Raw genomic sequence first — 17,859 nt, forward strand, 5'->3', positions numbered from 1 at the left:
GTCAGTAAAAATGAAACAAAGATTATTAACATTAGCACTAAGCCTCGGTATGATAACCGGGGCAACTGCTCAAACCCGAGAGATCACTTTTAGGGAAGCCGACTGGAAAACTCAGCTGGCTACAGCAAAAAAAGAGAAAAAGATCATCTTTTTTGATGCGTATACTTCCTGGTGCGGTCCCTGTAAAATGATGGCAAAAGACGTTTTCACCAAAGACAACGTAGCCGACCTGTTTAACCAAACTTTCCTAAATGTTAAGTATGATATGGAAAAAGGTGAAGGCCCGGCATTAAAAGACAAATATGGAGTAAGCGCCTACCCTACTTACCTGTTTGTGAATGGCGACGGCGAAGTTGTACATAAAATTGTAGGCAGTATGTCTGCCCCTGAGTTTATGGAGGAAGCAAAAAAAGCTCTAAGCCCGGAAAATACCACATTTGGACTGGCAAAGAAGTTTAATGGAGGCGATCATTCGGAAGCCACTGCAATAGCTTATATGGAGGCTTTGGATAAAGCTTATGAGTCAGACAAAATGGGTGCGGTAGCAAGGGTATATTTTGATGGCTTACCAAAAGCAAGTTTGATGGAAGATAAAAACTGGAACCTTGCCTTAAAATACCTCAATAACCCCGCTGCTCAATCCTTTGTTTATTTGTATGCCCATAAAGCGGAACTAGGAAAAAAATACGACACGGAAAAGGTGAACATGTATTTCCAGAGAACAATGAGTTCATCTGTTTATGCGATTAAAAGAGCATACGAAAAGAAAACTGATCTAAAAGAAGCCGCTGAGAAAATAGCATCCATCAGAAAGATGCTAAGTGCCGGAACTGATTATTCAAAACCAATGCTTGCTCAGCTTGAACTTGTTGAATTCGCGGCCGCAAATAAATGGGATAATTTTATAGCTAAAGTAGACGTTGTTATGGGAGATGCTGATTTTAAAAACAAATCTGGTTTTGTAATTGGCGCTGCTAATGATTTAGTTACTGCAGCTCCGGCCCAACATTATAAACATGCTTTGAAGTGGGCAGAACAGATCGAGCAAACAAACCCTAATTTATTTGCTAATATTCAACTGGCAGATCTGAGAAAAAGAACGCTAAAAAAACAAGGTAAAACTGCTGAAGCTGAAATAATGGCCACTAAAGCACAAGACCTTAGAAAGGAAGCGGCTCAAAAAGGCCAGATGACTCCTCCAATGATGAAAGATTAAAAATTAACTTAAATACATAATACAAAACACCATGATTAAAAAAGGTTTAACACTGGCAATCGCCGCGTTGTTAATGGTAAGCAGTAGCTTTGCCCAAAAAGGAAAAACTGTAAATTTTACAGGTACGGTTAAATTCCCCGATACACAGAACAAATACCAGATTTATCTGGGTAAATACGAAGGTGAGGGCTTTAACAGAGCATTTAAAGCTATTGATAGTACAAAACTTGATGCGAACAACAACTTCTCATTTAAAGTACCTGCTGAAAAGCCGGACTTTTACCAGGTACGTGTTTATTATATGGATCGCATTGATTTCTGGGCAGATAAAGACAATATCCATGTAAATGTACGCGGTATTGATACAGCTAAAAGAATCGTTAAAAATCCTCCATACATCTATATGGAGAATGCTTCAAGAGATAATGAAGTGATCAATGATGTGAACCTGGTAAGTTACCTTAATTATCAGCAGATGATTGCTGTAGGTCAGGAACAATACAGAGCAGGACTATCAAAAGATACGCTATGGATCAACTACGTGAAAGATGGCTTCGACCGTATCAATAAAGAACGTGAAATCCGCATCAAGTACCTGGTTAACAAATACAAAGACCAACCTACAGTACTTTATGCGCTGAATAACCTAAGTCCTAAAAGAGATCAGGAGCTGATCATGTCTACCCTGGATTACCTGACTAAGAAGTTCCCTGACCTGAAACAGGCGAGAGATAGAAAAAAAGAAATTCTGGATGGTATCGCTCAAGCAGAGAAAATTGCCAATGGTAAAAAAGCACCTCACTTTGCTTATCCTGATGTGAACGGTAAAAACTGGAGCCCTAAAGACTTTAAAGGTAAATACCTGATCATTGATTTCTGGGCATCATGGTGCGGTCCTTGTCGCCAGGAAATTCCTCACCTGAAAGAAGTTTACAAAAAATACAAGGATCAGGGTTTAGAAATTTTAGCGGTTTCTGTTGACGCAAAAGAAGCTGACTGGAAAAAAGCAATGGCAGAAGAGAGAATGGCATGGCCACAAATCAATGCTAAAGAATCTAAACCGGTAATGGCATCTTACTTATTCAGCGGCATCCCTTACCTGGTTGTTGTTGATAAGGAAGGAAACATTATCGAGAAAAACGTTCGCGGAGAATCTTTAGATAAAAAACTGAAAGAGATTTTCGGCAAGTAAAAATAAACGGGCTGCGCGAATTGGCGCAGCCTTTTTCAATCATTTAAACCCTATATCAAATGAAGAAGATTATATTATCATTGTTGCTGTTAACAGGTTTATCAGCTATTAAAGCAAATGCCCAAATGGAGGCCGCCCGAAAAGTCAAATGGGATGTGGAAAAAGATGTGGACATCGCAATGGAAGCAGATATGGCATGGGATATTTTTACCAACGATGAACTATTGAAAAAAGCCTCAAATGGTTATGTAAGTGCCATAGAAGTAATAGATGCGAACATGCCGGTATCCAGAAAGATTGTTTTTTCGAATGGAGGTAACCGTGTAGAAAATATCACTCAGCGTGAAGCGCACAATAAGCTGATATCAATCCATTTTTCTGACACCAACCTTCCTAAAGGAATTAAATCTGCACAGTATGCCATATTTATTAAAGCTAAAGACAACAAAACGAATGTAGCATGGAGAGCCTTGGTTAAAGGTGACGAAGAAGCGAGAAAGGCTTTGATCACACAGTTAACGGCAGAATTCGATAGTTATGCTGTAGGCTTGGATAAGATGACGAAAAAGTCTATTCCAGCTGCGCGTATGAACTAATACCAAAAGCTTAACCGGGACTAAATAAAATCCCACCTGCAAAGCCCTGAAAACTATTGTCTTTTCAGGGCTTTGCAATTATTAGCATTATCCTATTTCAATAGCCGTATCCTTTTTTAGCTCTTTCAACACAAAACTACTGCTTAAATTAGAGATGTTCGCAATAGATGAAACCTGTTCAATCACAAAAGTGTGATAAGTATTTACATCTTCAACGGCAATTTTAAGAATGTAATCACTGCTTCCAGCAATACACATTACCTCCAGCACCTGTTTAAATTTAATGATCGACTGCTCAAACTCTTTTAAGGCAGCTATTGATTGCTCCTTAAGCGTTACTGTACAAATCACCATTAAATGTTTCCCTAGCTTCTCGCGATTTAACAGGGCAACATACTTATCAATATACCCCTCATTTTCAAGCTTTTTAATACGTTCGTAAGTTGGAGACTGACTGAGCCCGATTCGCGATGCGATTTCTTTCACATGAAGTGAAGAATCCTGCTGGAGAAGGTTCAAAATTTTTATATCCATTGAGTCTAGTGCTGCCATAGTATTTCCTTTTAACTAATCATTTAAGCTTCAAAACAAGCCATTTAATCTGACAAAAATAGCAATAAAAGAAATATTTCCTGAATTTATCAGAATGATAGACAATTCATCTACAAATCATCAATTTTGCAATACCAAATAATAAAGAACATGTTGAAAAAAGCTGATAGTGATAGATTAAACGCCTACATGAAAAAGGCAGAAGAACGGGCTGACTATTTTATCGGTTACCCAATTGCACAGGATTTTGATTATTCAGAACTGTATCCACTCTTAAAATTGCCTTTAAACAACGTAGGTGATCCACAGGTAGAGTCTACATACGACCTCAATTCGAGATCACTCGAGCAGGAAGTACTGAACTTCTTTGCTGATCTTTTTCATGCACCTGTAAACAACTGGTGGGGATATGTAACCAATGGAGGTTCCGAGGGAAACCTTTACGGATTATACGTAGCCAGAGAATTGTACCCAAATGGAGTTGTTTATTATTCAGAAGCAACGCATTATAGTGTACAAAAGAACATCCAGCTACTTAACTGCCAAAGTATAGTAATCCGTAAACAGCCAAATGGTGAGATGGATTACGAGGACTTGCATCAAATGATACAAATGAACCGGGATAAGCCTGTTATTATTCTGGCCAACATCGGTACAACCATGACAGAAGCAAAAGATGATTTGAACCGCATTAAACAAACACTTGCTTCATTGGCTGTAAAAAACCATTATATTCACTGTGATGCCGCACTTTCCGGAACATACAGTGCATTACTTGATCTTAAACCAGGGTTTGATTTCGAATATGGCTGTGACAGCTTAGCCATCAGCGGACACAAATTCATAGGATCTCCTATCCCTTGTGGTGTGGTATTGGTAAAAAAGAATTACAAAGAACGTATCGGTAAAACCATTCCCTATATCGGAACAGTGGATACAACAATAACCGGAAGCCGGAATGGCCACAGCCCTATTTTTATGTGGTATGCAATTAAAACGCTTGGCACTGAAGGATTAAAAAGACGTGCTTTAGAAAGTATTGAAACAGCACAATATGTGCTTGGCAGATTTAAAGAAATGGGTGTTAATGCCTGGTGTAACCCCGATGCCTTAACGGTTGTCTTCCCTGCTCCTGCTTTAGCATTAAAAGTAAAATGGCAACTTGCTACCGAAGATGGCATGAGTCACCTGATCTGTATGCCAGGCATAAGCAGAGCTAAGTTTGATGAGTTTTTAAGCGAATATGAATTGCTTCACGCTTCAGAACATCTTCAGCCTGTTTTAACTTCGTAAAACGTTCGGCATATTTCGAGTTGACTGGTGACAAAAACTGTCAACTCGGAATATTCTTCCCTCCCTTCCTCAAAACACTTCTGCTCTATAATCAGGAAGTTGAAAAATAATCATACTTTGATCAGTTAAAAGCCTAAATTGTACTCGCCAAATATGACTGAGTATCCTAAACTGACTGACTTTGAATTAGCTCATTTGCTAAAAAATGACGATAGAGCTGCATTTACGGAAATTTACACGAGATACACAACCTTATTGTTTAGCTATGCGTATAAAAAACTCCGCAATAAAGAAGAAGCTCAGGATATTGTTCAGGAAGTTTTTGTAAACCTCTGGAATAAAAGAAATGACTTTCAACTCAACACAAATTTAGCAGGCTATCTTTACATTGCTGTCCGCAACAGGGCCTTTGATCTCTTTGCACATAAAAAACTTGAAATAAAATACGTCGATTCTATGCAAGCTTTTTTTGAACTCAAAGAATCTGCAACTGATCATTTAGTGCGGGAAAAACAGATCAGTGATCAAATAGACAGAGAAATCAATGCTTTACCTGCACGAATGCGCGAAATATTCGAACTAAGCCGCAAAAATTTTCTTAGTCACCGGGAAATATCAATCGAACTTGGCATCTCCGAACAGACAGTAACCACCCAGATTAAAAGAGCTTTACGTGTGCTCAAAGTTAGACTTGGTATCAGCATATATTTAATTCTACTGTCTGCAATTAATTTTTAAAAAAAAATTAATGCTTTGTACCCCCTACACCTAAGTTGTCCGTCTTGGTTATCAATTGGGTTAAAATACCCTAATGCCAGGTATGAACAAAACGGATCTGAATAAGCTAGTTGAAAAATATCGCGCAGGCAACTGTACGGAAGAAGAGAAAACCCAGTTAATGAATTGGTTTCATGAAGTAGGTGCTGATGAACAATTAGGCCTCACTGACGAAGAACTGGAAGAGGCTCAACAAAACATATATTCAGCTATCCAGGCGCAGACAAAACACACCACAATATATTGGCCCCGTATTGCCGCTGCCGCAGTAATTTTAATCGTATTTGGACTTGGCTTATCGTTTTACAAAAACAGGGACAATAAACAAAACCTGGCTGGCAAAGAGATTGCCAATGATATTAAACCCGGAAGTAATAAAGCTACTTTGACTTTAGCTGATGGTCGGAAAATAGTTCTTGATGATGCAAAAAATGGTCTCCTTGTAGAAACTAAAGGTGTAAAAATCAGTAAAACGGCCGACGGAGAATTGGGTTATATGAGTACCAATGCGACAGCTGCTAATGTGGAAATAAACACTATAGAAACCCCTTTAGGTGGACAATACCAAATCAACTTACCCGACGGCACCAAGGTTTGGCTAAATTCTGCATCCGTTCTAAAATACCCGGTTAAGTTTACCGGAAAAGAGAGAAAAGTAGAACTTTCAGGTGAAGGGTATTTCGAAGTTGCCAAAAATAAATCAAAACCATTTAGGGTAATAACCCAAAATAATGAAGGAATTGAACAGCAAACTGAAGTTCTGGGCACACACTTTAATATAAATGCTTATAGTGATGATATGAACATTAAAACTACCCTGTTAGAGGGAAGTGTAAAAGTAAACAGACTGCAGGCGGGGACTAAGAAACAGGAATCCGAAATACTCCGTCAGGGTCAGCAATCAGTGTTGAACACACGCAGTATGACTGTCAATTCTGTAGATACGGAAGCCATAGTGGCCTGGAAAAACGGACAATTTATGTTCAACAATGAAGAACTTAAGAATGCGATGAAGTCCCTTAGCCGTTGGTATAATGTAGATATAAATTATGATGGGAACTTCGAGGACATTAGCATAGGTGGTACTGTTTCGAGGAAAAACACCCTGGCCCAGACATTACGTTTACTGGAACTTACGGGAAACTTCAAATTTAAAATTCAAGGAAGGAGGGTCACAGTTATGAATTAAACTTACTTAACTGACCCAAAAAGAAAAACCGGATGTATCTCACCACATCCGGCTCAATAAATTTGGGTCGCCTGTTTATCGTACCATTAGACTACAGTATCAATTAAACCCGATGATATAGCTTTTAGGCTATATCTATCTTTTACTCACCAAACAACCAAATGTATGAAATTTAATATTTTTAATTCATGCGGGACCTCCTGTATGAAAAAGAAAATTCAACGAGCCATGAAACTTACCATTCTATTGTTAATGACTGCGATCCTGCAGGTAAGTGCATCGAGTTATGGTCAAAAAAGTATTTCTATTTCCGAACGGAATGCTTCATTGGAAAGCGTTTTAAAGAAGATAAAGCGGCAATCCGGATATAGCTTTCTATTTGTGCTTAAGGATATAAAAAAAGCTAATCCGGTAACCGTAGAAATGAAAGATGTAAGTCTGGAAACCGCATTACAAACTATCCTTAAAGGTCAGTCACTAAATTACACCTTAGAGCTAAATACAATTGTTATCAAAAAAGACAATAAAAAGCCCCTTACCGCTTTACCTCAAATCCTTCAAACAAATATTGATGTGAAGGGAAAAGTACTGGACGAAACAGGAAATGGTGTTCCTGGTGCCACCATAAAAGTAAAAGGTACCAACCAGGGTACCATGACGAATCAGGATGGTAGCTTTTCACTGAGTAATATCAGCGAAAATGCAACGCTGATCATTTCCTACGTAGGCTATACCCCAAAAGAAGTAAAGGTCAGCAATTCGGAAATGATCATCAGAATCCAGGCACAACCCAGTCAGTTAAATGATGTTGTGGTAGTGGGTTACGGCAGTCAGCGTAAAAAAGACTTAACCGGCGCTGTTGCTAGTATCAGCAGCGAAAAACTCAATACGCAAAGCAACGTCAACATAGGGCAAGCCTTGCAGGGAAAAATTGCCGGGGTAGATATTGTGTCCCAAGGCGGTGCACCGGGTTCGGGCAGCCGGATTTCAATCCGTGGTATTGGTACATTGAATAACGCAAATCCTTTATACATCATTGATGGGATTTACATGAATAGCATGGACAACATCAATCCGAATGACGTAGCCAGTATAGATGTTTTAAAAGATGCCTCCTCAGCAGCGATTTACGGTTCACGCGCAGCCAACGGTGTAATTATCATCACCACAAAATCGGGTACTGATACCAATGGAAAGCCAACTATTGAATTTGGGGCCAATGCTGGCGTTCAAACTCCTTCTAAATATCTGGAAATGCTAAATGCTGCGGATTGGGCAAACATATCAACATTATCCAGGGCAGCCATTGGAAAGCCAGTTCTTGAAATGGCGCAAAACCTTGATCAAAAAGAAGACAACGACTGGCAGAGAATGATGATGAAATCTGCTTTAATGCAGAATTACAATCTAACGGTTAGTGGAGGCAGTAAATACTTCACTTATTATACCGGACTGGGTTACATGGATCAGAATGGTACAATTAAAGGAACATCTTATCAGCGGATAAATGGACAGGTAAAGATGCAATACAAAAGAGATTGGCTGACACTCGGCAATAACATTATCCTGAGCAATCAGAAGAACAATCCTTTGTATGGTTTTAGCAGAGGTGGCTATCTTGGCATTATCCTGCAATCCATCCCTACTCTGGCCAAATATGACCCAAACAATCCAAAAGGGGGCTATGGTAAAGTATTTGGCGATGCAACCGACATTCCCAATCCATTGGGCATACTGGATGAAAACCTTACACGCAGAACCTGGGATGAAAACAAAGTTTTCCTGAATTTTTATGCTGAAGTAAGCTTACCGCTTAACTTAAAATACAAACTCAACGTTACTCCTGATTTTAGCATCGCAAGGAATAAGGTCTACCAGAACGTATTTGATTTTGGTTTAAGCAACAATAGCATTTCGTCTTTATCTGATGACCGAAGCAACAGCAATAACCTGTTGGCAGAAAACTTACTGACTTTTGATAAAAGCTTTGGGAAACATAAACTTACACTCCTTGGAGGATACGCCTATCAGAATTTTAAAAACAATTACATCCTGGCCTCGGGCAGAGCGCTGCCGCCTGGAATTTACGAAGTAGGCGCAGCAACAAGAGATCGGCTAAATGATGCAAATTCTAACGAAAGTGCTTTAACATCCATTATATCCCGGGTCTTTTATGGCTACGACAACCGCTATTTACTTACAGCAACTTTTCGTAGAGATGGTTCATCTAAATTTGCGCCTAAAAACCGTTACGGGAACTTCCCTTCCGTATCAGTGGGATGGAACCTGGCTGAAGAGTCGTTTTTCAAAAAACCAACATGGCTTGATCAATTAAAATTAAGAGGTGGATATGGTATACTTGGGAACCAGGAGATCAGCAATTACATGTACACCAGCACAGTAACCTCAAACATCAATTACCCCGATGGAAATGGTGGATTGCTACTAGGCGCTTTTCCAAAGGATTTTGCCAACCCATCAATTAAATGGGAAGAAACAGCTATGACCAATATCGGCTTAGACCTGTCTGTACTGGATAGCCGCTTTAACTTCACTATCGATTATTATAAAAAAGACACCAAAGATATCCTCCTGACCGTTCCAATTCCTATTTCTACCGGTGGTGCCAATGATCCCTTTAGAAATGCAGGGCGTATAACGAATACGGGTACAGAGTTCTCCCTAAACTGGAACGATAAAACAAGCGGGGATTTCTCCTATGGTTTTTCATTCACCGGAAACTTTATAAAAAACAAAGTAACTGCTATGGGCGAGGAACATCAAATTATCAATGGCGGTTCAAACCGTACAAATGTGCCCACAACAAGAACAATGGCGGGCTATCCGATTGGAGGGTTCTGGCTAATCCCTACAAGAGGCTTATTCCAAAGTATGGAAGAAGTTAACGCTTATCAAAAAAATGGGGTCCTGATACAACCGAATGCCAAGCCCGGTGATATACGTTTTGCGGATGTTAATCAGGACGGAAAAATTACAGACGACGACCGCGAATACAAAGGGAGTCCCTTTCCTACCTTTTCATCAGGACTGAATTTTAATCTCGCTTATAAAGGAATAGACATGATGTTAGGATTCCAGGGTGTGTTTGGAAATAAAATTTATAATGCTTCCCGACTAGAGTTGGAGGGTGTTAACAAAGGTGTAAATTATCTTGGAACAGTACGGGATTACTGGACACCCGAGAATCCGGACGCAAGCTTCCCCCGTTTAGTTTGGGATGATCCCAATCAGAATAGCCGGCCACAGTCCGACCGCTATCTGGAGAGCGGCTCTTTTTTCAGAATAAGAAACCTTCAACTTGGATACACCATTCCTAAAACCGTATTTGGCGACAAACTTCAGAAAGTAAGAATCTATGCAAGTATGGAGAATTTGTATACCCTAACCAATTACAGCGGTTATACGCCAGATATTGATAGCGGAGGTTCCAGTACCTCAAGGGGATTTGACAACTTCGTTTATCCTGTAAACAGAATAATAATGTTCGGAGCTAATTTTTCATTCTAAACTGATCAATCGTGAAAACTTTTAAAACAATAATATCTGCATTTTTCATCTTGCTGTTTGGCAGCTGTGAAAATAAACTGGATCTAACCAATCCGAATAGTGTAACCAGCGAAACTTTCTGGAAGACCGAAGCCGATTTTAACCAGGCCATGACCTCTTGTTATACTCCTCTGAAAAATTGGAATGGTGGTTATTATGGTACACGTGGACTTATGACGCGCATATCCAGAGCCGATGATATCGAATTCAGAAATGACATCAATGAAATCTATTCAATGCATAGGTTTACTAATGATCAATTCAATCAGGTGGCAACAAACTTGTTTTATCAATTCTATAATGCAATATACAGGGCTACCTCAATCCTCACAGAGATTGAAGGCAAAACGTTTACTAAAGAATTTACCGATAAAATAAAAGGCGAAGCTTTATTTATTCGTGGAATGTATTTTTTCCAGCTCGCTAAAGAATTCGAAAACGTCCCACTGCGACTTACTGCATCACAAGACCCTAAAACGTTTCCATTACAAAAATCAACACAGGCAGAAGTATATAACCAGGCGAAGAAAGATTTTTTGGAAGCAGCCAATTTATTACCGCTTACCAATGCAAAGGGTAAGCCAACAAAAGGAACTTCTCTGGCTTTTCTGGGCAAGCTTTACATTTATACCAAACAATGGCTACAAGCTAAAGAAACCCTGGAACCACTAACCAAAGCTCCTTATAATTATAAATTGATGGATGACTATTCCTGGAATTTCGACGAGGCACATGAAAACAACCAGGAAAGTATTTTCGAAATTCTATATGAACCCGTAGGAGGAACAGATCAATGGGACAATGGCGAAGGTGCAAATTCGGCACAATCGACAACAATAGCGGTTGAGTATGCAGCCGGAAGTGTAGGAGGATGGTATGAAGCTCAACCCACAAAGAAAATAATGGATCTATTTAGAGCTGAAAGAGCGGCAAATGGAGAATACGACTACAGAGTACTGACTTCAGTTGCGTGGGATTATCCAGGATGTATGTATTATCAGAAACCCATTCAACAGGTGCTTAATGCAACCGAATTAAAACAATTTTGGATCTTGAAATCTCAAAACTCCAAAACCCGTATCAGAGAAGTTGGTTCTGATCCTTCGTATATTAATGAACGCGCCATGAGATATGCAGATGTCATCTTACTACTGGCCGAAGCTGAACTCGAACTCAAAAATGCCGTTGGAGCAGTAAAATATATCGACCAGATCAGAACCCGGGGAAATAACCTTCTCCCCTACTCAGGCAATACAGATGACATCTCTGTAAAAAATGAACTCATCAAACAAAGAGCAATAGAGTTCTTTAAAGAGGGAGAACGTTTTTATGATCTGAGAAGATGGAACCTACTGGAAAAAGAACTCGGCAGCCAGGACCCAATACGTTTTGCGAATTTCGGAAAACGTCATTATTACTTACCGATACCTGCCAAAGAAATTCAAACTAACCCATTATGCAAGCAAAATGATGATTGGAAATAAAATAAAAATGGGGAAAATACTATTTTTCCTTTCTGTATCGATCTTAAGTATAGCCTCCGCACAAGAAAAATCTGCATGGTTAGCCCCTCATACTTTAAAGCAGTTGGCCTCAGCGCCAACTGCTTTAATTCCCTTTCCCCAAAAAGCCAAATGGAACAATGGGGCTTTTAGATTACAACAAAACATCACAATTCTTTACCAGGCTAATGATAGTTTAAAGAATTCGGCCATTGCCTTACAGGATGTACTGCAACAGGCTGGAATAAAAAGCAACATTAGCGCCATTAAAAAAGGGATTCCGCATAAGCCGGGCAGTATTGTTTTGAAAAAAGATGCAGGACTAAATATCCAAAAGGAAGGATATCACTTAAAAATAAGTAATTCTGGTATCGAAATTAATGGAAAAGACGCTGCCGGTGTATTCTATGCAGTTCAAACAATCAGGCAGTTAATCCAACAGGATAAAAGAACCGTCTCGCTGCCCACATGCGAAATTGAAGACTGGCCTGCTTTTTCATTACGAGGCTTTATGCATGATACCGGCCGTAATTTTCAGGAGATTAATTCACTAAAGCAACAGCTGGATCGATTAGCAGCTTACAAATTCAATACCTTTCACTGGCATTTAACCGACAATCCTGCCTGGAGACCAGAAAGTAAGATTTTTCCACAGCTAAACGATCCTAAATTCAGGAAAGCGGGAAGAAATCCGGATAAATCCTATTCCTTTGATGAAATACGCGAAATTATCAATTACGCCGCGGTAAGACATATCAAAGTTATCCCCGAACTGGATATGCCAGGGCATAGTGCTTATTTTGAACCTACATTTGGTTTTAAGATGGGATCGCCACAAGGCATGGATGTTCTCGAAAAACTAATTGATGAATTCTGTGCAGAAATACCAGTAAAAGATTGCCCCATTATCCATATTGGATCTGATGAAGTTCATATTGATGAACCAAAATTATTCATCACACGTATGTCTGCGCGATTGAAAAAAAATGGCAGACAACCAATGGTTTGGAACCCGGGTTTAAAAGCTGAAAAAGGAACAATTGAGCAATTATGGAGGGATGAAGAAACCAACGATTTTCAAAACATTACCAACCCTTATGTCGACTCTTATGCTGGGTATCTTAATTCTTCTGATGCATTAACTTTAATCAGACGCTATTTCTTTCAGCAACCTTGTAATCGGGAACAAAGCGATTCACTGGCCCTCGGTGGTATCTTATGCTGTTGGCCAGATACACGTGTCGAAGATAAATCCAAAATATTTGAGCATAACCCGGTTTGGCCGGGAATGATCACCTACAGTGAGGCATTATGGTGTGGCCGTCCACAATATGAACCTGTTTACATGGCGAAGTTACCAGCATCCGGATCCGACGCCTGGAAACATTTCAACGAATTTGAAAAAAGGCTGGCTAATCACCGCGACCGCTTCTTTAAACAAGATCCGTTTCCTTTTGCTGCATTTAGTAATGTAGAATGGAAAATCGAAGGCCAGGGCAATATAACCGGTGGTGTTTTAAATTTCGATGACCTGATCAACTCCGGACAGCTGAAAGCCCCTGAAAACGACACCATTAATCTCAGTACTTATTTATACAGTGACCGCGAAAAAGAGATCTATGCCTGGGTAGGGTTTGAAACAGCTGCAAGATCCACCCGGAAAAGTGCCGGGTTACCGGAACAGGGAAAATGGGATGCCAACGGTGGGTATATCCAGCTTAACGACAAAAACCTTCCCGGGCCAACCTGGTCTGCACCAGGTCAATATCGTTACTTAGAACACACCTGGTTTTCACCGCCCAACGAAATTCCATTTACAGACGAAGAATTTTACTGGAGTAGAAAACCTGTCAAAATCTCCTTAAAAAAAGGCTGGAACAAATTAAAAGTGCATTCCAAACGTTCCTATAAAGAACAAGATTGGATGTTTGCCTTTGTTCCCGTAAAATTAAACAATGAGCATAAATGGGTAGAAGATTTGTCAATATTCATTAAATCAACCATGTAAAATCAAACATTTTTTATAAAAGCGAGAGGACTCAAGAACCATGGCTCCTCTCCTTTTTTATTCCTCATTATCGCCCTCTTCTTTTTCTATTTCCTTATCTGCGGTAGATTGGTTGTAACCCTGCGTATATTTTATACTTCCCCAGGCGGTCAGCATCAACACAATATCCTCATCCTTAAGCGGCCCCGAAACCTGGCTCTGGCAGTATACTAAAAATTCATTTTCTGTCATAATCAGCGCAAAATAACACATAAAAAAAACAAAAACCGGAAGTGATTTGACAAAATAGCTATTGCCGAACCAAGCCAAAAAATAAACAAGATAAGACAGAGTTATAATAAAGACTACTTAAATAATAGTAAACTAGTGCTAAAAGACTGTATAAACATACCTTTTCCTTACCCTTGCTATAGGGTTGGCTTACCGTTGCTTTACCCTAGGGGTAAGGCAACGGTAAGCCAAGGGTATGTCAACGGTATATTAATCCTATATTTTATCACTGATATATCAATATTTAATCAGTAAATAAATCTATCTAATTCATTGGTTATTAACTATTTATATATTAACTTTATCATCCAGCCTAATTTTGGGCTGGATTAACCAAATATAAATTGATTATGGCAATCGCAGAAAATGGCCCAGGAGGCCATCACAGAGGCAGATTAGGTAACATTGTTTACTATGTGCTCAATGGAAAAAATGTATCAAGAACAATCGGTGTGAGGACTAAGCCCTTTACCGATGCGCAGCTTAAAAACCAATTATTGATTAAAATTCGCAGTGAGTTACTTCGCGACTTACAGGATTTTATCAAGACGGGCTTTAGTATTGAGGCAATTCTAGCTAGCGACAACGGCTTTAATATGGCTGTTAAAAACAATTCCGACCTTGTAAAAGGAACTTTTCCGGAACTGGAAATCGCTTTTGATCAGCTGTTGCTGAGCAAGGGCCCGTTAAAACCTGCGCAGAACTGGAGCGTAACACTAACCAGTGCCGGGCTTGACTACAAATGGGATACAGATCCGCAAATGGCCTGGCCGGATTCCACAGATCAGGTCATGTTGCTGGCTTATTTCCCGGTACAGAGGAAGGTCTTTTACACGTTATTTGGGAACACCAGGTTTTCAGGAGCTGATTCACTTGAAATCCCACCAAGTTTAATAGGCAAACCTATGGAAACCTATATGTCCTTTATTTCGGCAGATAGGAAACAATTATCAAACAGTATTCACACCGGAAGTTTCAATTCAGCAGTACCTGAACTTCCACAATCAAACATTTAATTATGGGAATTTTAAAATCAGGGATACTTGGTCCCTTTCGTAACAAAACAGGCTCGGTAGTAGGCCGCATGCACAGAGGAAAAAATGTCATTACCGGACTACCTGAAACCAGCAATAAGCCTGCTACTAAAAAACAACTGGAGTCGCAGCTTAAACTTGGCTTAATCAATGGCTTTTTGCAGGATATTGAGGATTTGGTTAACATTGGTTTTAAGGCCTACATTAAAAACAATAGTGCCGTAAACGCAGCCTTAAAGTACAATTACAGGCATGCCTTTATCAAAGATGGCGAGAGCTTTGTACTTGATTACCCGAAAATTGTTTACAGCAGGGGTCTAATTGATACACCAGAAAGTCCGCAGATTGATGCCGCCGCTGGAAGTATTACCTACAACTGGCTACCGCTAAAGCAATCGACCTATTGTCAGTTTACTGATATGGCCAGCTTTTTAGTATACAATCCTGTAAAGGAAATGGCTGTCATTTTACAAAATGCCACAAACAGATATGCACAGGGTCATACCCTGGAAGTGCCTGAAGGTTTTATTGGTGATACCGTCCATTGTTATATGAACTTCAGTTCGGCAGACGGGAAAAAGAATGGCAATAGCATGTATATAGCAGAAGCCATAGTGAGTTAATTTTTAACCATCGAAGTTGGAAGAATTAAGATTCCAGCTTCGGTGGTTTTTGTCAGAAATTAGCATCAACATAGCCTTAATCTCTGACACACTAAAATTGGCCTGTAAATTGGTTAGGTTAAAATATGGTTAAATTGTTAAAGGTAATTATAGTACTGGCAGTTATCGGACTTATTGGCTGGCTGATTGCAATGAAGTTCAGTTTAAATACAACGGTAGAAAGCAAACACCAGCTTTTACTGGACCGAGTGGAAGCCATGGGTAAACTGGAACTCGTAAAATATCGCATCAGCGATGTGCTCGAACATAAAAATAAAACTCCTTTTTTACCTGATGCCAGTGTACTGCTTATTATTAAAGCCGATGCTGTAGGTTGTATAGATCTGACTAAGATTAAGTCAGAAAACATCAAGGTTTATGGAGATTCGGCTGCCATTCAACTCCCCGAACCCGAAATTTGTTATATAAAAATAGATCATAAAGCTTCAAGGGTATACGATACTAAAATGGCCTTTTTCCGGGAAGCAGACCTGGTTGATGAAGCATACAAAAGTGCAGAGCAGAAAATCTCTGACGAGGTGCGTAAATCTGATATTCTTCAGCAAACGAAAACGAATGCATTGAACGTACTCCGCCCGCTATTAACAGGTTTAGGGTACAGTAAGCTTAGTTTATCTTTTGAAGAGCATTCCGTTCAGATTCTAAAGCCTATGTAGTCTGGCACGAAAGTAGTAACTGTATGTTCATTAAATCATGAGCATATGAATTTACCATCGTTGAAACGGGTTAATTTTAAAAAAATGAAGACGGATGTTCGGCAGGGCTTTAAAAATCTTGCTGAAGGTGGATTTAAACAGATCTTTAGTCAGATCGATCAGCTGAATATCAAAAAAGGCGTTGACACGATGGGCCTTGACAAATTCATTAATCAATGTGCCTTATTGGCAGCAGGCTCTGGTGTAGTTACAGGAGTTGGCGGCATTGGAACCATGCTCATCGGTACACCGTTAGACATTGTCAACTTAATAACTCAGCAGTTCAGGGTAACTTTAGCCATTTCTTATCACAACACTGGTGAGTACAAAATCAGCTTTGAGGATTTCTTTAAAATTGTAGCCAGTTCCGTTAAAGCAGATACTAAACTTGCCATCAGTAAAAATATTATGGAAGAGGTTGCAGAAAAAATGCTTTTTAGTTTAGGCTCTAAAGCAAGCAGACGCCTTGTTCCGGTAGTTGGGGGTGTAATTGGAGGTACTGTAAACTATTTGTTTATTAAGGGGGTTGCAAAAGAATTAAAGGAAAAGGGGTAACAAAATAGCATGTATTAGGGAACTAATTTTTCCAGAAATCGACAGGAATAGGGTGCTTTTTTAGGAATGCAATAGCCTCTTCGTCCTTTTTCTTGAAAAATGGCGCATTTGCGTATTTAACTACAGAACCAACATCTTCAGTTGAAACCACTTTTTCGGCTTTTTTCTTGTTTTTTATATTTCCCATTTCACAATAGCTTGATAACAAAGATAATCATATTTTTTTCCTTACAATAAATGCTTCAAAATTTATATCCTTTTGGAATGGTTTCCATTCTTTATTCAGGTAACCCTTTACAATAAAGGATGCGTCAGAAATTTCTTTCCAGAATGCAGAAATATTTATTTGGTATAGTCTTGTGCGAGATGTCGTGCTACCTCTGGCAAATACAGATACATCAGGATGGCTTTTTAAGAAATCCAAAACTGTATCTGCAACTGTAGCTAGAACTCTTTGTCTATCCTGATTATTGGTATTAACCATATCATCAACATCACTCTCAGTTTCATCCCAATCACCAAACCCCAGGTTATAAATTTTAAATGGTATTTCCTGAATAAGTCTGTACCGTATTATTTTTTTTATAATGCCTTTCGGACCTTCGCTATAAAATTCATAATAGTATTCTTCTGGTATTTTTAAATAACTGTATCTGTCTTCTGCCATCTAAAACTGAGTAATTTTGAATTAAAGGGATTGAATTTATTCAATATCAACAATGACCTTTTG

17 protein-coding genes are annotated in these 17,859 nt (G+C 39.2%); 13 read left to right on the forward strand and 4 right to left on the reverse strand.

The annotated features are described in order from the left end of the window. The first annotated feature begins 10 nt into the window (after nt 1–10). The 3 genes from R2Q84_RS05265 to R2Q84_RS05275 are packed head-to-tail and all read left to right on the forward strand — an operon-like array spanning nt 11 to nt 3,004. Nucleotides 11–1,216 (forward strand): thioredoxin family protein, encoded by a 1,206-nt coding sequence (locus tag R2Q84_RS05265; RefSeq protein ID WP_316815480.1) that lies wholly within the window; start codon nt 11–13, stop codon nt 1,214–1,216. 31 nt (nt 1,217–1,247) lie between these two features. Continuing rightward, complete coding sequence (locus R2Q84_RS05270) at nt 1,248–2,408, forward strand: TlpA disulfide reductase family protein (RefSeq protein WP_316815481.1); 1,161 nt, start codon at nt 1,248–1,250, stop codon at nt 2,406–2,408. Nucleotides 2,409–2,467: 59 nt separating this feature from the next. Next, nucleotides 2,468–3,004, forward strand: coding sequence for a hypothetical protein (locus tag R2Q84_RS05275; RefSeq protein ID WP_316815482.1), 537 nt, complete (start codon nt 2,468–2,470; stop codon nt 3,002–3,004). An 87-nt stretch (nt 3,005–3,091) separates the two neighbouring features. Here the strand turns inward: R2Q84_RS05275 and R2Q84_RS05280 are convergent, their stop codons facing one another. After that, the gene (locus tag R2Q84_RS05280) at nt 3,092–3,556 is read right to left on the reverse strand and encodes an Lrp/AsnC family transcriptional regulator (RefSeq protein ID WP_316815483.1); all 465 of its coding nucleotides are present in this window, start codon (nt 3,554–3,556) and stop codon (nt 3,092–3,094) included. Between the two features lie 150 nt (nt 3,557–3,706). On the opposite strand from R2Q84_RS05280, the gene R2Q84_RS05285 reads away from it, so the two are divergent. The 6 genes from R2Q84_RS05285 to R2Q84_RS05310 all read left to right on the forward strand — a co-directional run bounded on the left by R2Q84_RS05285 (nt 3,707) and on the right by R2Q84_RS05310 (nt 13,892). After that, entirely contained in the window at nt 3,707–4,849 is a 1,143-nt protein-coding gene (locus R2Q84_RS05285; RefSeq protein ID WP_316815484.1) for a histidine decarboxylase, read from the forward strand. Between the two features lie 153 nt (nt 4,850–5,002). After that, nucleotides 5,003–5,587, forward strand: coding sequence for an RNA polymerase sigma-70 factor (locus tag R2Q84_RS05290; RefSeq protein ID WP_316815485.1), 585 nt, complete (start codon nt 5,003–5,005; stop codon nt 5,585–5,587). 82 nt (nt 5,588–5,669) lie between these two features. Continuing rightward, nucleotides 5,670–6,815 (forward strand): FecR family protein, encoded by a 1,146-nt coding sequence (locus R2Q84_RS05295; RefSeq protein ID WP_316815486.1) that lies wholly within the window; start codon nt 5,670–5,672, stop codon nt 6,813–6,815. A 165-nt stretch (nt 6,816–6,980) separates the two neighbouring features. Next, the gene (locus tag R2Q84_RS05300; RefSeq protein ID WP_316815487.1) at nt 6,981–10,343 is read left to right on the forward strand and encodes a TonB-dependent receptor; all 3,363 of its coding nucleotides are present in this window, start codon (nt 6,981–6,983) and stop codon (nt 10,341–10,343) included. Nucleotides 10,344–10,354: 11 nt separating this feature from the next. Continuing rightward, a complete protein-coding gene (locus R2Q84_RS05305; RefSeq protein WP_316815488.1) occupies nt 10,355–11,866 on the forward strand; it encodes a RagB/SusD family nutrient uptake outer membrane protein in 1,512 nt (503 codons plus the stop codon). 7 nt (nt 11,867–11,873) lie between these two features. Next, nucleotides 11,874–13,892, forward strand: coding sequence for a beta-N-acetylhexosaminidase (locus tag R2Q84_RS05310; protein WP_316815489.1), 2,019 nt, complete (start codon nt 11,874–11,876; stop codon nt 13,890–13,892). 57 nt (nt 13,893–13,949) lie between these two features. On the opposite strand, the gene R2Q84_RS05315 is transcribed toward R2Q84_RS05310, so the two are convergent. Then, nucleotides 13,950–14,123, reverse strand: a complete 174-nt coding sequence (locus R2Q84_RS05315) for a hypothetical protein (protein ID WP_316815490.1) — start codon at nt 14,121–14,123, stop codon at nt 13,950–13,952. 389 nt (nt 14,124–14,512) lie between these two features. Here R2Q84_RS05315 and R2Q84_RS05320 point away from each other — a divergent pair, with 389 nt between their 5' ends. The 4 genes from R2Q84_RS05320 to R2Q84_RS05335 all read left to right on the forward strand — a co-directional run bounded on the left by R2Q84_RS05320 (nt 14,513) and on the right by R2Q84_RS05335 (nt 17,129). Then, complete coding sequence (locus R2Q84_RS05320) at nt 14,513–15,178, forward strand: DUF6266 family protein (protein WP_316815491.1); 666 nt, start codon at nt 14,513–14,515, stop codon at nt 15,176–15,178. 2 nt (nt 15,179–15,180) lie between these two features. Next, nucleotides 15,181–15,819 carry a DUF6266 family protein gene (locus tag R2Q84_RS05325; protein ID WP_316815492.1) on the forward strand — a complete coding sequence of 213 codons (639 nt, stop codon included), beginning with the start codon at nt 15,181–15,183 and terminating at the stop codon, nt 15,817–15,819. A 125-nt stretch (nt 15,820–15,944) separates the two neighbouring features. Further along, nucleotides 15,945–16,535 carry a DUF4230 domain-containing protein gene (locus tag R2Q84_RS05330; RefSeq protein ID WP_316815493.1) on the forward strand — a complete coding sequence of 197 codons (591 nt, stop codon included), beginning with the start codon at nt 15,945–15,947 and terminating at the stop codon, nt 16,533–16,535. 84 nt (nt 16,536–16,619) lie between these two features. Further along, nucleotides 16,620–17,129: a hypothetical protein gene (locus R2Q84_RS05335; protein ID WP_316815494.1), complete on the forward strand. Its 510-nt coding sequence runs from the start codon at nt 16,620–16,622 to the stop codon at nt 17,127–17,129. A 22-nt stretch (nt 17,130–17,151) separates the two neighbouring features. Here the strand turns inward: R2Q84_RS05335 and R2Q84_RS05340 are convergent, their stop codons facing one another. Further along, entirely contained in the window at nt 17,152–17,316 is a 165-nt protein-coding gene (locus R2Q84_RS05340) for a hypothetical protein (RefSeq protein WP_316815495.1), read from the reverse strand. Nucleotides 17,317–17,343: 27 nt separating this feature from the next. Next, nucleotides 17,344–17,796, reverse strand: a complete 453-nt coding sequence (locus R2Q84_RS05345) for a DUF6934 family protein (RefSeq protein WP_316815496.1) — start codon at nt 17,794–17,796, stop codon at nt 17,344–17,346. Nucleotides 17,797–17,859: the final 63 nt, after the last annotated feature.

Origin of the sequence: Pedobacter nyackensis, from assembly GCF_032678475.1 — a bacterium.
GTDB lineage: Bacteria > Bacteroidota > Bacteroidia > Sphingobacteriales > Sphingobacteriaceae > Pedobacter > Pedobacter nyackensis_A.